This is a genomic window from Nocardioides sp. NPDC058538 (assembly GCF_042719275.1).
Lineage (GTDB): Bacteria > Actinomycetota > Actinomycetes > Propionibacteriales > Nocardioidaceae > Nocardioides.
The window spans coordinates 88,135-103,901 of the sequence record NZ_JBHXNY010000011.1 but is presented as its reverse complement, the minus strand read 5'-3'; the positions used below and the strand labels follow the sequence as shown (position 1 = coordinate 103,901).

Annotated in this window: 9 protein-coding genes; 5 read left to right on the top strand and 4 right to left on the bottom strand. The window is 71.1% G+C overall.

Annotated features, from left to right (window positions below; translation table 11 throughout):
- Window positions 1–3: 3 nt before the first annotated feature.
- The 3 genes from ACFWQC_RS12805 to ACFWQC_RS12795 form a co-directional block, all read right to left on the bottom strand.
- On the bottom strand, window positions 4–4,653 hold the full coding sequence (locus ACFWQC_RS12805; protein ID WP_378677960.1) for a family 78 glycoside hydrolase catalytic domain: 4,650 nt from the start codon (window positions 4,651–4,653) through the stop codon (window positions 4–6).
- Between the two features lie 108 nt (window positions 4,654–4,761).
- Window positions 4,762–6,411, bottom strand: a complete 1,650-nt coding sequence (locus ACFWQC_RS12800) for a DNA repair helicase XPB (RefSeq protein WP_378677957.1) — start codon at window positions 6,409–6,411, stop codon at window positions 4,762–4,764.
- 9 nt (window positions 6,412–6,420) lie between these two features.
- Complete coding sequence (locus tag ACFWQC_RS12795) at window positions 6,421–8,445, bottom strand: helicase-associated domain-containing protein (protein ID WP_378677954.1); 2,025 nt, start codon at window positions 8,443–8,445, stop codon at window positions 6,421–6,423.
- Window positions 8,446–8,727: 282 nt separating this feature from the next.
- Between ACFWQC_RS12795 and ACFWQC_RS12790 the strand changes: the two genes are divergently transcribed.
- From ACFWQC_RS12790 to ACFWQC_RS12780, 3 genes are all read left to right on the top strand, one after another.
- Window positions 8,728–9,555, top strand: a complete 828-nt coding sequence (locus ACFWQC_RS12790) for a protein phosphatase 2C domain-containing protein (protein WP_350660720.1) — start codon at window positions 8,728–8,730, stop codon at window positions 9,553–9,555.
- 154 nt (window positions 9,556–9,709) lie between these two features.
- Complete coding sequence (locus tag ACFWQC_RS12785) at window positions 9,710–11,668, top strand: FHA domain-containing protein (protein WP_378677950.1); 1,959 nt, start codon at window positions 9,710–9,712, stop codon at window positions 11,666–11,668.
- 46 nt (window positions 11,669–11,714) lie between these two features.
- Entirely contained in the window at window positions 11,715–12,881 is a 1,167-nt protein-coding gene (locus tag ACFWQC_RS12780) for an RDD family protein (protein ID WP_378677948.1), read from the top strand.
- A 37-nt stretch (window positions 12,882–12,918) separates the two neighbouring features.
- Here the strand turns inward: ACFWQC_RS12780 and lepB are convergent, their stop codons facing one another.
- A complete protein-coding gene (gene lepB / locus ACFWQC_RS12775) occupies window positions 12,919–13,683 on the bottom strand; it encodes a signal peptidase I (protein ID WP_378677946.1) in 765 nt (254 codons plus the stop codon).
- 113 nt (window positions 13,684–13,796) lie between these two features.
- On the opposite strand from lepB, the gene ACFWQC_RS12770 reads away from it, so the two are divergent.
- Both ACFWQC_RS12770 and larE read left to right on the top strand, forming a co-directional pair.
- A complete protein-coding gene (locus ACFWQC_RS12770; protein ID WP_378677943.1) occupies window positions 13,797–14,876 on the top strand; it encodes a nitrate- and nitrite sensing domain-containing protein in 1,080 nt (359 codons plus the stop codon).
- Window positions 14,877–14,885: 9 nt separating this feature from the next.
- Window positions 14,886–15,731 carry an ATP-dependent sacrificial sulfur transferase LarE gene (gene larE, locus ACFWQC_RS12765; protein ID WP_378677940.1) on the top strand — a complete coding sequence of 282 codons (846 nt, stop codon included), beginning with the start codon at window positions 14,886–14,888 and terminating at the stop codon, window positions 15,729–15,731.
- Window positions 15,732–15,767: the final 36 nt, after the last annotated feature.

The window sequence follows — 15,767 nt, the reverse complement described above, 5'->3', positions numbered from 1 at the left end:
GGCTCATGCCACCGGCACCACCCACACGTCGGCGACCGAGGGGTCGTAGTCAGCGCCGGTGTCCCGGAACCGGATCCGCACCGAGCCGTCCGCGGTCTGCGCCGAGGGCTCCACCAGGAACTGGTGGGTCATCGCGCCCTGCCCGCCGCCGGTGCGGTTCAGGTCGACGCTGTGTGCGACCTGTCCGTCGAGCTCGACGTCGTAGGTCTTGCGTCGTGCGCCGTCGAACGTCTCCACGATGCGGACCACGAACGATCCGTCCGTCGGCACCGCGGCGTCGAACTCGAACCAGCCGCCGGGGTAGGAGGAGTGCGTGTAGCGGCGGGTCAGTCCGGCCTCCTGATTGGTTCCCGACCGCTCGGAGGCGGTCAGTCCGTGCGCCGTCTCCGAGGTGGCCTCGCCGAGGTCGATGTGATCGGTCGACTCCGACGGCGGCGTCGCGAGTCCGACGGTCACGGTGGCCGCCGCCTGCTCCGCCGGCGTCGCTCCGGTCGCCAGGGTCAGGGAGACCGGGCCGGCCACGACCGTCTGCGGCACGACGACCTCGACGTCCACCTCGGCGTCCTGGCCGGCCGGGACCTCGTAGCCCACCGGCTCCGCCGACCAGCCGCCGGGACCGGTCAGTGACAGCTCGCCGCGCTGGGTGACGTCGCTGCGGTTGTGCAGCGTGGCGGAGATGGTCGCGGTCTGTCCGCCGTCGGCCGACGCCGGGGCGCTCGACGTCGCGGTGATCTGCACTCCGGGTCCGACCATCAGGGTGCCTCCCACCGGGAGCCCGGCGGTGCCACCTGAGCGACTGTAGGACAGCTCACCGCTGAGCTCCGCGGGACCCACGGCGGCGTCCTCCGGCACCGTGACGTCATAGGCGTGCTCGACGTGTCCGCCCGAGGGCACGGTGCCGGTGGGGGCACCCACCGGCTCCGCCGTCCATCCGTCCGGCACCTCGATCGACGAGGACACCTCCTTCAGCGACTGCTTCCCGGAGTTGTCGACCCGCACCGACACCTCGACGACATCGCCGGGCAGGACCTCCTCGTCGGGCACCTGCAGGACGGCGACGGCGCCGACCAGCCGGGCCGAAGCGCGCGAGAGGCTCTTCTCGATCGTCGTCAGCCGATCGCGCAGACCTGCCGCGGTCGCTTCGGCGAGCATGCCGTTGTCGGCGTACATCTGGACGGCTCGGTCGAGGTTCGCGGCTGCCGCGAGGGCACGATGGACCGCCTCGGCGACCCGCTCCTCGTCGACGTCACGAGCGGCGAGGTCCCATGCCCCGCTGATCCCGCCGCGCAGCAGAGCTGTCCGCTTCGTGAGGTCGCGCTTGGCCGCACGGCCCGCGGGGCCGTCGAGGTTCAGGGAGGAGACCTGCGCAGCCGTCGCGGCAGCCTCCGCCCGAGCGGCGCCGAGGTCCCCGAGCGCGGGAGCGACCGCGAAGCTGTAGTCGCCGGATCCGACCTCGAGAACGACCACGTCCTCGTCCTCACGCACGAAGTCGACGTGGTCCGAGTCCTCGATCGGCGAGCCGCCCTCGGTGACCGCCCACCGGTTGGCGGCCGGGATCCGCACCTCGGCGGTCGTGTTCGCCGGGACGGTCACTTCGAGGGTCATCGGCCCGTTGTCGGTCGTCCATGCGCTGCGTACGGTGCCGTACGGGGTCTGCAGGCTGTAGTCGACGTCGTCGACGCCGTCTCCGGGCTCGGGCGCGATGGTGATCTTGCGGTAGCCGGGCGCGGCGGCCGAGACCCCGGCCATGGTGCGGTACATCCACTCGCCGACGGCGCCGTAGGCGTAGTGGTTGAAGGAGTTCATGCCCACGTCGTTGAACGTGCCGTCCGGGTTGATCGAGTTCCAGCGCTCCCAGATCGTGGTGGCGCCCTTGCCGATCTCATAACCCCACGACGGGTAGTCCTCGTGCTGCAGCAGCCGGTAGGCGATGTCGGTGCGCCCGGCCTTGGTCAGCGCCGGCAGTAGGCCGTCGACGCCCAGGAACCCGGTCGAGAGGTGATAGTCACGCCGCTCGAGCGTCTGCACGAACTGGTCGTAGACCGCATCGCGCCGGTCCTCGGGCTCGAGGTCGTTGGTCAGGGTGAGGATGTACGCCGTCTGACTGTCGCCCTTGACGGAACCGTCGGCCGCGATGAACGCCTGCTGATATGCCGCCCGGATGGCCTCGTAGCGCGCCTGGTAGGCAGCGGCGTCGGCGTCCCTGCCGATGGCCTTCGCCATCTGCGCGAACTCCCGGGTGCTCTTCGCGACGAAGGCGGTGTCCAGGACGTCCGCCGGTGTGGGGTCGTCGAGGTTGAGCCAGTCCAGGTAGCCGCCGGCGGAGCGGATGTGTCCGGTCGAGTCGGCGTCGAGGAAGTCGACGTAGCGCTTCATCATGTCGTAGTTATCGGTGATGACGCCGGTGTCGCCGTAGGCCTGCCACAGCGTCCAGGGCACGTGTACGCCCGCGTCCATCCAGCCGGCCGACTCGTAGCCGCCGTCGAAGCGGCCCGGGACGACCGGGGCTACGCCGGGCAGCGATCCGTTGGGCCGCTGGGTGTCGCGCAGGTCCTGCAGCCACTTGGTCAGGAACGACTCGGAGTCCATGTTGTAGACCGCCGTCCGGGCGAACACGTTGATGTCGCCGGTCCACCCCATCCGCTCGTCGCGAGCCGGGGTGTCGGTCGGGATGGAGAGGAAGTTGCCGCGCATGCCCCAGACGATGTTGCTCTGCAGCTGGTCGACCAGGTCCGAGCTGGTGTCCAGCGTGCTGGCGAGGTCGCCGTCGGTGCCGACCACGACGCCCACGAGATCGGAGGCATCGGGCGCCTCCTCCACGCCGGAGATCTCGACGTAGCGGAAGCCGTGGAAGGTGAAGGATGGCTCGTACGTCTCCGGCTCGTCCGACCCGAAGGTGTAGGTGTCCGTGGCCTTCGCGCTGCGGAGGTTGGCCGTGTAGAGGGTGCCGTCCGGGTTGAGCACCTCGCCGTGGCGGATCGTGACCGTCTGGCCCTTCTCTCCCTCCAGGGTGAGACGGACGTGGCCGACCATGTTCTGGCCGAGGTCGTAGAGGTAGACACCATCGGTGGGCGAGTCGATCCGCTTCGCGGTCTCGAGCTCCTCGGTGACGCGTACGTCGACGGTCGTCTGCGGCTCGAGCACGTCGGTCGGCTCGTCCCTGACTGCGACGGCGGCCCAGTCCTGGGCGTCATATCCGGCCCGGTCCCAGCCGTCGACCTCTGCCGCGCGGCGGGCGTCGTACCACTCGCCGTCGAGGAGATCGGCCTCGCGGGTCGGTCCGCCGGTGGTGCGCCAGGTGTCGTCGGTGCGTACGACCTCGCTGGTGCCGTCGGAGTAGTCGACGACGAGCTCGGCGATCACGGAGTTGTCGGTGCCGTAGACGTCGGTGCCGAACATCGCGACCTTGCCGGAGTACCAGCCGGGCGCGACCTCAGCCCCGAACACGTTCGATCCGGAGCGGACCAGTTCGGTCACGTCGTAGGTCTGGTAGTCGATGCGCTTGTCGTACGCCGTCCAGCCGGGCGCCAGCTCGGCGTCGCCGACCCGCTCACCGTTGAGACGCAGCTCGTAGACGCCGCGCGCGGAGGCGTAGACACGGGCGCGGGAGACCTGCTTCGATCCCAGGTCGACCTCCTTGCGCAGCAGCGGCACCGCGTCGTCGCCGCGCAGCCATGCCTCGCCGCCGGCGTCGTCGACCCGGAGCCCGTCGGCGGTGACGGTGCCGGCGGTGAAGGTGCGGTCGCCGGTCGGGAAGTCGGTGTCCACGAGGGCGGTGCCGCCGGCGCTGGTGACGGTCACGTCGTGGATCAGCCCGTGCTCGGCACCGCTGGTGCGGAAGCCCATGACCCCGGGCCCGGCGAAGGTGGCATCGGTGCGCTGGTCGAGCTGCTGGCCGTCGATCGAGGTCGTGATCGTGTCGCCCGCGACGGTGATCGCGTAGTCGTGCTCGGCGGCGAAGTCGAAGCCGCTCGGGACCGGCTTAGCGGGCAGCACGGAGTAGCCGCCGTTGCGCTTCACGTGCGGGCGAAGCGCGTCGTCGGACTCGCTGAACTGCCACATGTAGGCGTTCTCGGTGTTCTCGCCACGGAAGTAGACGCCGAGGGCTCCGCCGATGTCGGAGGCGGTGAACTCGATCGTGTAGTCGGTCCACTCGGCGCCCAGCTCGCGAGTCTCCGCGCCGATCCAGTCCGCGGTCCACGCCTGTTTGCCGAGGCCGGTGGCGAACGTCGCCGGCTTGCTCCACGCGGAGGCGACGCCCTCGTCGTCCCAGACCCGCACCGACCACACATAGTCCGTGCGAGGCTTCAGCGCGGGGCCGGCGTACCGGACGTCGACTGACTGCCCGGACTTCACCTTCCGGCTGTCCCACACGTCGGGCGAGGTGAGTCGTCGCTCCGAGGACGCGACCCGGATCTGGTACGCCTTCTGGGTCACTCCGCGGCGGTCGGAGTCGAGCTGCCACCCCAGTGTGGGGGCGGTCGTCGCGATGCCGAGCGGATCGACCAGCGCGTTCGTGCGCAGCTCGCTGACGACGGGGACGGCACCCACGCTCTCGGTCGATGGGACGGCGCTGGCGGCGAGTGGGGGTAGTGCGGGGGAGAGGACGACGGCGAGGGTGGCCGTGACCAGCCCGGCGATGTGTCGGCGCACGCGGACTCCTGAGGTCGAGGAATTGAAACGCTTCACCGAGTATGGCGTGCGTCACATTCCATGTGCATCGACTTGGCCGCATCCGGCCACAGCCAACGATTCAACCGGTCAGGAGGTGAGGTCGTCGAGGGAGTCGGCGTCGACGATCCGGTATGCGTAGCCCTGCTCAGCCAGGAAGCGCTGGCGGTTCTGGGCGAAGTCGGCGTCGACGGTGTCGCGGGACACGATCGTGTAGAAGTGCGCGGTCTTGTTGCCGTCGCCGGGGCGCAGCAGCCGGCCGAGCCGCTGGGCCTCCTCCTGGCGGGAGCCGTAGGCCCCGGAGACCTGGATCGCGACCTCGGCCGAGGGCAGGTCGATGGAGAAGTTGGCGACCTTGGAGACGACCAGCAGGTCGATCTCGCCGGAGCGGAAGGCGTTGAAGAGCCGCTGCCGCTCCTTGACCGACGTCTTGCCCTCGATCACCGGGGCGTCGAGCGAGGCGGCGATCTCGTCGAGCTGCTCGAGGTACTGCCCGATCACGAGCGTCGGCTTGCCGGTGTGGGAGGAGACGATCTCCTTGACCACGTCGATCTTGTGGTGCGTGCACGAAGCGATCCGGTAGCGCTCCTCGGGCTCGGCGGTGGCGTAGACGAGCCGCTCGTCGGCCGGCAGCGTCACCCGCACCTCGACGCAGTCGGCCGGGGCGATCCAGCCCTGCGCCTCGATGTCCTTCCAGGGAGCGTCGTAGCGCTTGGGGCCGATCAGGGAGAACACGTCGCCCTCGCGCCCGTCCTCGCGCACCAGCGTGGCGGTCAGGCCGAGCCGGCGCCGGGCCTGCAGGTCGGCGGTCATCCGGAAGATCGGCGCGGGGAGGAGATGCACCTCGTCGTAGACGACCAACCCCCAGTCGCGGGCGTCGAGCAGCTCCAGGTGGGGATAGGCGCCCTTCCGGCGCATGGTCAGCACCTGGTAGGTGGCGATCGTGACCGGCCGGATCTCCTTGACCGACCCCGAGTACTCGCCGATCTCGTCCGGGGTCAGTGAGGTGCGGCGTACGAGCTCGTCCTTCCACTGCCTCGCGGAGACGGTGTTGGTGACGAGGATCAGCGTGGTCGCCTGGGCGTGCGCCATCGCGGCGGCGCCGACCAGCGTCTTGCCGGCGCCGCACGGGAGCACGACGACACCGGAGCCACCGTGCCAGAACGACTCGGCCGCCTCCGACTGGTAGGGCCGCAGCGTCCAGTCGGTGGTGTCCAGCGCGATCGAGTGCGCCTCGCCGTCGACGTAGCCCGCGTAGTCCTCGGCCGGCCAGCCGAGCTTGAGCAGCGCCTGCTTGAGGTTGCCGCGCTCGGAGGGATGGACGACGACGGTGTCCTCGTCGAGCCGTTCGCCCAGCATCCCGGCGACCTTCTTCGCCCGGATGACCTCCTCCAGCACCGCCCGGTCGGAGGAGACCAGCACCAGCCCGTTGACCGGGTTCTTCTCCAGACGGAGCCGGCCGTAGCGGGCCATAGTCTCGGCGACATCGACCAGCAGGGAGTGCGGGACGGGATAGCGGGAGAATTCCAGCAGCGTGTCCACGACCTGCTCGGCGTCGTGCCCGGCCGCGCGCGCGTTCCACAGCCCCAACGGAGTCAGCCGATAGGTGTGGATGTGCTCCGGTGACCGCTCCAGCTCGGCGAACGGCGCGATCGCCTTGCGGCACTCACCTGCCCGGGCATGGTCGACCTCGAGCAGCAGCGTCTTATCCGACTGGACGATCAGGGGGCCGTCGTTCACCGCACCAGCCTACGGCGGCGTCGGGCGCACGCTCCTGATCCGGGACAGCGCGAAGGAACGTACGTCGTCCTCGACCCGGGCCGCGAGAGAGCCGCCGTCGATGCCCAACGGCTCGACGCGCGCCTCGCCGGCGACCCCGCGGCCGTCGACATAGGAGATCACGACCTGTTCACCGGCATCGATGGCCTCGTGGAGGATCGCCATGGTCGAGGCCGGCTCGGCCGGAGCCGGGCGGGAGGCGGCGGTCTTGTCGCCCGCCTTGATCCGGGCCGCGACCGCTGTCGCACGCGCGGTGAGGTGGGCCTCCTGGGCGCCTGCCGGACGCTGGCCGTTGCGGGCCTTGGCACGCTTGGTGTCGGAGCGCGCCACGTGGACGGATCCGTCGGGGGCCTCGACGACCGGGGCCAGGCCCAGCTCGCGCAGCCTGGGGAGGAGCGAGTCGAGCGCGACGGTGCTGACGACCACCGTCGGCGCCAGCCGCCGCAGCCCCAGTGACTCGGCGGCCGGGTGGGCCAGCAGCTCGGCCAGCGCCGCCTCGTCGTCGCTGCGCAGGTAGGCGGCGGCGAACCCGACCCGGACCGTCCCGAACGTACGCGCAGTGTCGTCGACCAGGTAGGTCAGCGCCTGCGGGACGGGGGTGCGGGAGGCGGCGGTGAGGAACGCGTGGATCTCGGTGGCGGTCCAGCCGCGGTCCATGGCCCGGCGCACCGACTCCTTGGTGAACCGGTAGACCGTCGCCCCGCCGTGCGACTCCACGGTCGCCACCACGGCCAGGGTGCGGGCCAGCGCGGGCTCCAGCGGCCCCGGCGCGACCGCGGTCAGATCGCCCTGGAGCAGCACGTGGTCGACCGGTTCCGGCAGCAGCCCGGCCAGGGTCGGGACCGGATCCTCGCCAGCCACCAGGAGCCGACCGTACGCAGCCATCCCCCCGAACGCGGCGAGCCCGAGGGTCTCCGCCTCGGTGAGCGTCCAGCCCACCAGTGCCTCGCGGGACTCGGTGCGGATGCGCGGCCGGCGCGGCCGCTCCCAGGCGAGGCGGGTGACGACCGCGGCCGGGCCGGCCGAAGCGGAGCCCGAGGCAGTTGGCGCGGTGCCGGCCGCGAGGACCTCACCGTCCGGCAGGGCTGCGAGCAGGCCCAGGGTCTGCCGCCGCGTCGCCACGGCTGAGGCCCCGGCCAGATCGGGAGCCAGCGCGTTCCAGGTCTTCCCGGCGGGGTCGCGCTGGCCGACCAGCCCGGGTAGGCGCGGCGAGGCCAGCCAGGCGCCGGCGACGTGGGACCAGCGGGCCGCCAGGGGCTGCTCTAGCCACTGGTCGAAGAGCTCGGTCGGCATCCAGGACGGATCGCCCTCCTCGTCGGTGCCCAGCGCGAGCAGTCCTGAGGCCCAGGCGACCTCGATCAGCAACGCCGCCGTGGGCTCGCTGGCATGGAGCCGCTCGGCGGTCGTCTTCAGGTCCCGGACCGTCAGCCCCGCCCCGCCGCGCAGCGACCGGGGTGGCGTCGCACTCCAGGCGTCGAGGAGCAGCTCGAGGTTGCGTACGAGCTCGAAGGCGGCGCCCGCGGCCGCCCTGTCGACCAGCGTGGACGCCCGCGACGAGGTCGGCAGGGGCGGCGGGACGTCGACGGGGGCGACCGTCGTCCGCCCGCCCCGCAGCGCGAGCCCGACCTCTCCAGGCAGAGTCAGCATGCCGTCGCCCGAGGAGACCAGCAGCCCGTGGGCGATGAGCTCCTCGGCCGGTCCGGCCGCCTCGGCCACGGATACGCCCGGGCGCGCGCGGGAGGAGGAGGCCTGCCCGCCGCCGGCGTCGACGGCCTCCAGCATCGCGCGTGCCTCGGCGGAGACGGCCGACAGGCTGCGTACGACTTCTCCCTGGTCAGCGGCGAACGGCTGCAGCCCGGAGGTGCCGGGCGAGCCCCGCAGCAGGGCCGCGACACCGGTCACCGCGCGCAGGCCGTCGAGGGAGTGCCACACCAGGCAGGTGTCCTCCAGATGAGAAAGTGCCCGTGTCGCGGCGTCCACTTCAGCGTTCAGCATGGAAGATAAGTGGGCTTTGGTGGTTTGATTCGCGAGGACAACGGCATCAAGCACGATCAGCTCGAGATGGTTAAGGTCATCCATCGCGTAGTGCAAGGATGTGCGAGTGGCTGCTCGGGCGGCGAGTTGGCCGGAGTCATGAGGGGACGGCGTGGCGAGATCAGGACGAGCAAGAAGCAGGCGTGAGATGCGCTCTGTGGGCCAAGAGCGCAGCTGGTCTGCGAGTGAGCGGAAGCCTGTGTCCATCGGCATCACGCTATCCCGGCAGGCCTAGGGGGCGAGATGTCCAGGAAAGTAGTGATCGCGCACGGGGCCGCGACGGATGTCGGTCAGGTGCGGAAGGTCAACGAGGACTCCCATGTGGCCGAGCCACCGGTCTTTGTCGTCGCGGACGGTATGGGCGGCCACGACGGTGGTGACATCGCCAGCGAGATGGTGATCCAGGAGTTCGCCAAGCTCGGTGGCACCCATTACGCCTCCGAGTCCGGCAGCCAGGCGATGGTCGAGGCACTCCAGGCGGCCCAGGACCGGATCGTGGCCTTCGCGCTCGAGCAGCGCTCGCGCGGGGCCTCGGACTACCAGTCCGGCACCACCTGCGCCGCGGCTCTCATCGCCGACGGCGGAAGCAGCCCGTTGTGGATCCTGCTCAACGTCGGCGACTCGCGCATCTACCGATTCTTCGACGGCACGCTGAGCCAGCTCAGCCGAGACCACAGCCTGGTCCAGGAGCTGGTCGACTCCGGTCAGATCACGCGCGAGCAGGCCGAGCACCACCCGGAGCGCAACGTGGTGACCAGGGCGCTGGGCGGGATGGCCCCGGCCGTCCCCGACATCTTCCAGGTGACGCTGCCCGTGGGCGCGCGGCTGATGCTGTGCTCGGACGGCGTGAGCGGAATGATCTCGGATTCTGAGATCGCCGACATCCTCGCGGCGGAGGACACCGACGCCCGCGACACGGCCGAGAAGCTCGTCGCCGCCGCGGTGGAGGCAGGTGGCCGGGACAACGCCACCGCCATCGTGGTCGATGTGATGGGATTGACCGAGGAGAACCCGTATGACTCGGAGCAACAAAGGGTGAGTATGGAGCAGAAGCTAGGAGTGCTGCCATGAGCGAGCGTCAGCGAGCGACCTCAGGCCTCAGGCGGCCACGTCCGTATTCTGGCGCTTGCGCCACGGCTACGACCGGAGCGAGGTCGAGCGGCGAGCTTGCTCGTCCGCTCGCGCCGAGCGAGGGAGTCACTGCGCGAAGCGCAGAGGTGGCCGCATGAGTGAGCCAGCAACCATCGCAAGCACGTCCTACATGCCGGGCACGTGGTTCGGCATCATCGGTGAGAGCGCCACGGTGCTGCTCCCGCCCTCGGAGAAGAGCCGTGCGGGCGCGCTGTGGGCGCTCGTCGACGACGGTGCCGGGTTCGACGAGGTGCTCGACGCGCTCGTCGCGACCGGGCTGAGCTCGTTGCCGGGCTTCGTCCTCATCTCCGGGGACGTGACGCCTGACGGCGGCAGCGTACGCACCGTCGTGCGCGGCCCGTCCGTGGTCTCCTTCGAGGCCGGCGAGGGCGCCGTCGAGGTCGACGGCTCGTCGTCGAAGACGTGGGTCGAGCGCACCCTCGAGGGTGTCACCAGGATGTCCGTCTCGCTCGGCGAGGAAGGCGCGACCGGTGAGCCGATGACGGCGCTCGGTGGCCTGCTGCGGGTCTCGGGCCTCGAGGTTCCGCCGCCGGTCCCGGAGTCCGCCCAGGACGACTCGCCGGAGAGCCGCGCCGGTTTCGTCGCTGCCCCGGTAGCGGTCGAGGAGGGCCCTGACGACAGCGTCGACGAGCCCGCCCCGGCGGACCCGCTCAGCGATCCTCTTCCCGAGGAGAGCTATGCCGACTCCGGCGACCTCGACTCCGCCGATGAGCTCGACTCCGCCGAGGAGCAGGCACTCGACGAGGACGAGCCGGTCGCGGCTCCGCCCTCGCTCTCGGTCGTGCCGCCGATCCCGGTCTCGGGTGACCTCCCCGGTCTCGAGTCGGACTCCGACCCGGAGGCAGACCTCGGCCCGGACTCCGACTTCGACGCGGACGCCGAGGCGGACGAGCCGATCTCGGTCAACCGTGGCGACGAGTCCGGCGAGGCGTCGGCGCCGCGTCACGACGACCTGACCGAGCCGACCGAGGCGTTCGAGATGCCGTCGGCCTCCCAGGACGCCGACGACCAGGACTTCCCGGAGCCGGCTACCGGCAGCTACGAGGACGACTACGCCAGCGACGAGCACGCTGCTGCCGTGGCTTCCTCCTTCGGCCCCTCCGCGGTCTCCCCGGAGCCCGTGTCCGACATGGACGTCGCCCCCGACGCCGAGACCGAGATCCTTCCGGCCGTCGACGAGCAGCCCTACGACGAGCCGGAGTCCTACGACGAGCCCGAGTCCTACGACGAGCCCGAGTCCTACGACGAGCCCGCGTCCGCCCCTGCGCCCGGCTTCGGCCCGCCGTCGATGCCGCCTCCTCCGCCGCTGACGACGCCTCCGCCGCCTCCGGTGGACGGGCCGCCCGCTCCCTTCGACGAGGCGCCGGCCGAGGGTCTGATCGACTCCGCGCCGAGCGAGGCGCCGATCGAGGCACCGGCCTTCGACGGCCCGCCGGTCGACGCTCCGGTGACCGACATCCCGCCGGCGCCCCCGGCCCCTCCGGCGTTCCCGGCTCCACCCGCGCCGCCGGCCCCGCCCGTGGCGCCGATCCCGGAGACCCACGACGAGCCGGTCTGGGAGGAGCCCAACCCCGATGAGGACGACCACGACGGTCTGACCCGCATCGGCGTCGGCGAGGACCTCAACGCCGGTCTCGCCGGGATCCCCGGCCAGCCCGAGGCCCCGAAGGTGACCGCCTACCCGGTCGCGCGCCTGGAGTTCTCCAGTGGCGACCGCGTCGAGGTCGACCGGGTCGTCCTGGTCGGCCGCGCCCCCGAGGCGAGCCGGTTCACGCCCACCGAGCAGCCGATGCTGGTGACCGTGCCGAGCCCCCACCAGGAGATCTCCTCGACCCACTGCGAGATCCGTCCCGGTGCCGGAGTCGACCACGGCGCGGCGGTGGTCACCGACCTCGGCTCGACCAACGGCACGGTGCTGGTCCAGCCCGGTCTCGGCCCGGAGGACCTGCGCCCCGGCGTACCCGTCCAGCTCATGCCGGGTGCCGTCATCGACCTCGGTGACAGTCTGACGATCCGGGTGACCAACCCGTGACCGAACGGCTTTCGCTCGTGCCGCCGCGCTCCTCGGAGGCGGCGGCATGAGCGTGGCCGGCCTGCCGGCTTCGCCGGTCGAGGCTGCGATCGCGGAGCCGGACCGTCGGTTCTACGCCTTCGCGATCGACCGGGTGATCGCGTGGGCGATCTTCGCCGCGGCGGGGTTTGCCGCCTGGCTGATCTTCTTCCGCAACGACAACCCGCTTGCCGGCGTCGGCCTGATCGTCAGCGTGGTGCTGGCGGTCTGGCTGGTCGGCACCGTACTCACCGGCTCCGGGGGCAAGACCCCCGGGAAGATGGCCCTCGGGCTCCGCGTGGTCAGCGATGACTCCGGAGCCGCGGGCCGCCCCATCGGCGTCGGCAAGGCGTTCGTACGCCAGGCCCTGCTCGGCCTCTGCACGATCCCGACGCTCGGCATCGGCACCGCCACCTTCGCCTGGGTCGCCGCGATGGACGACCGCGGCCGGCGCCAGGGGTGGCATGACCGCCGTGCGGGCTCGGTCGTGGTCGACGTACGTCCTCCGGCGGTCGTCGAGGCCGAGGAAGAGGCCCCGGCGCCGCGCCGCATCGTCAACCTGACCACCATGCGCCTGAAGCAGGCCGAGGCGACCCCGGAGCCGGCCGAGCGGCCGCAGACTCCCGCCGCCCCGACCCAGAGCGCCGCTCAGGTCGTGGCCGAGGCTCAGGCGGCCCCGACCCTGGTCCCGGCACCGATCGCCCGTCAGGCGCCGCCGGCCCCCGTGCCACCGACGCCCGCCCCGCCTGCACCGCCCGCTCCGCCCGCCCCGCCTGCACCGCCGGTCGCCTCGGCAGCGCAAGCGGTGGCTCAGCCTGCCCCGCCGCCGCCTCCCGTGCCTGCTCCGCAGCCAGCGGCGACGGCTCGCTGGCGGGTCACGTTCGACACCGGTCAGAGCTTCGTGGTCGAGGGTCTCGCCATTGTCGGTCGCGGACCCGAGCCGCGTCCGGGCGAGGAGGTCGCCCACCGGGTAGCCCTCTCCTCGAGCGACATGTCCCTGTCCAAGACCCATGCTCAGTTCCAGATCGCGGCCGACGGCACCCTCGTGGTCATGGACCGCGGCTCCACCAACGGCACCACCCTGATCCGCCAGGGTGCCGCACGAGCCCTCGGCGCCCGCCGCCCCGCGGCTCTCGTCGACGGCGACAAGGTCAAGTTCGGCGACCGCACCATGGATGTGGTTCGCGAGGCCTGACCCCTCCTGCCACAACGACCGACTCGGCCGGATGTTCTCAGTCGACGGTGTCGAAGGTCTCCGGGCGGTGCTCGACGCCGAAGCGGTCGGTGGGCCAGAAGACGACGGCGACGCGGCCGACGACGTCGGAGACGGGTACGAACGCGTTCGAGCAGGCCTCGTCGCCCGATTCCTGGCGTTCGGGGCTGCACAGATGGAAGGACGAGTCGGCGGAGTTGGCGCGGTTGTCACCCATCACGAAGATCCGGCCCTCGGGGACGACGGCCTTCCACCCCCGGCAGCCGCCCTTGACGTACGACCCGTTGTCCTGCGCCATCGGGCCGTCGCAGGTGTCGGCAGGGGCGATGAAGGACGACGCGTCCAAGGGTGTGCCGTTGACGACGACGCGACCCGACTCGCAGCACTCCACGGTGTCGCCCGCGACGCCGATGACCCGCTTCACCAGGTGGTCGCCGGTCGGGTAGAGCCCGATCTTGGCGAGCAGGGCCCTGAAGCCGGTCGGGGCAGGTGCGATCTGGTTGGCGGAGAGCCAGCCGCCGGGATCGGTGAAGACGACGACGTCGCCGCGCTCGGGCGTGCCGCCCATCCAGTAGGACGGCTTCTCCACCAGGACGCGGTCGTTGACATCCAGCCCGGGCTGCATCGACTCGGAGGGGATGTAGAACGCCTGGGCGAGGAACGTCTTGATGATGACGGCGAGCAGGATCGCGGTCACCGCGATGATCAGGATCTCGACGAGCGACCCCAGAACCCCCCTCTGCCGTCGGCCCGACCCCACCGACGCCTCGCGTTCTGCCCCCATGCTGAGACCCTATCCAGACGCCGGGGCAGGCCCGGACGCTATCCAGAATTCACGGGCGCGCGTCGCCGCTCCTGCCGTAGGGTTCCCCACTCATCCGGACCCGAGAGGGCGTCATGACCAACACACTGGAATCCCCGACCCACGAGCGTGCCAAGAAGGGCGCGTGGGCGATCTGGACCGTCCTTGCCGTGGCCGTGATCGTCGCCATCGTGGCGGGGCTCCTCGGCTACCTGGGCCTCTCGCGGGTGGCCACCCAGGCGGGGCCCAGCGCGCGGACCGTGACGCTCGCCGAGGCCCTCCCGGAGACCTTCGTCCTCGCCGTCAACCTGTCATTCGAACGCGATGCGATGACGGCCGGCGCACCTCCGGTCGTGCTCCGGCCGATACAGCAGATGACCGATGAGTCGGCGCAGGAGTGGCGCGCTCGGGTGCAGGAGATCGACAGCGGCGACATTGAGCTCGACGCGACGCTCGCCCGGATCGATGAAGGCGTCGACGACATCGACGAGCTGCGTACGCAGATGCAGGACGATCGCGCCGAGGGGACCCAGGGATACACAGCTCTGTCCAACGACTTGTTCAGCATCGCGGACGAGCTGCCGCACCCGGGCGATGGCCAGGCCGCCTCGTCGATCGAGGCGATCGGCCACATGCCCGAGGCATGGGAGGCGCTGGGCCAGGAGCGCGCGATCATGATCGCCGTACTCTCCAGGGCACCGTTGACCGGCGAGAAGCGGATCAGCGACAACGAGATCGCGGCGCTCACCGAGGCGGAGGCCGGACTGCGGCGCTCGCTCGCCGCCTTCTACGACGGGTCGTCGGGGGACCAGCGTAGGGCTCTCGACGAGCTGACCAACGGCACGGCCGCGGAGGGTGCCACCGGTGTGCCGGCCCAGCAGGCAGTCGATGAGGTCATCGCCGGTGGCGGCACCGCTCTGACCCTGGCGTCGTACGTCGCGTCGAGCACCGACTTCATACGCAGCCTGCAGGAGGTGCTCATCGCCTCCGCTCAGGAGGTCGCCGAGGACTTGCGGGCCGACCGTGACGAGGCAACCCGCACCGCGCTCGTCGCGGTCGGTCTCACGTTCGCGGTCGTGAGCGTCCTCGTCGTCATCGTGATCGTGCTCGTGGTCCTGCTGGTGGTCCTGGTCTCCCGGCGCCGATCCGCGAACGCGCGTGGGGCGCGTGGATAGGGTCGGAGCGTGTCCGACCTCGACCAACGGCTCAACGCTCTCGAAGCGGATCTCAAGACTCGGGGAAGCGTGCTGGTCGCCTTCTCCGGCGGTGCCGACAGCGCCTTCCTCCTGGCCGCCGCGGCCAGAGCTCTGGGCAGCGACAACGTCGCCGCAGCGACCGGCTATTCGCACAGTCTTCCGATCGCCGAGAGGGACCCGGCAGCCGACTTCGCGAAGAGCCTCGGCGTACGCCTGATCACCCCGCAGACCCACGAGATGGAGCGGGAGGGCTACCGGGCCAACGGCACCGACCGGTGCTTCTTCTGCAAGGCGGAGCTGCTCGACACCCTCGTGCCGTTGGCCCGTGAGCTGGGCCTGGCCCATGTGGCCACCGGCACCAACGCCGACGACGCGCTCGAGGGTCTCAACGGCCTCCGGCCCGGCATCCGCGCGGCCGCCGAGCGCGGTGCGATCACCCCGCTCAAGGACGCCGGGCTGACCAAGGCACAGATCCGCGAGGCCTCGCGCCGCTGGGAGCTGCCGACCTGGGACAAGCCGGCAGCGGCCTGCCTCTCCAGCCGGATCGCCTACGGCCTCGAGGTCACCCCGAGGCGCCTCGCGCGCGTGGAGAGAGCAGAGCAGGGCGTACGCAGCGTCCTGGCCGCCCGCGGCCACGACGCCGCCAGGGTGGACCTGCGCGTGCGTGACCATGGGGAGAAGGCCACGGTGGAGCTGTCCGCTACCCTCCTGCCTCTCGACCCCCACCATGCCGACGAGGTGCTCAAGACAGTGACCGACGCAGGATTCCCCGCCGCGGAGATCGACCCACGGGGCTTCCGCTCCGGATCGATGAACCAGAAGGCAGCCAAGTGAGCGAGCGTCAGCGAGTGAATCACGAGCACCACACGC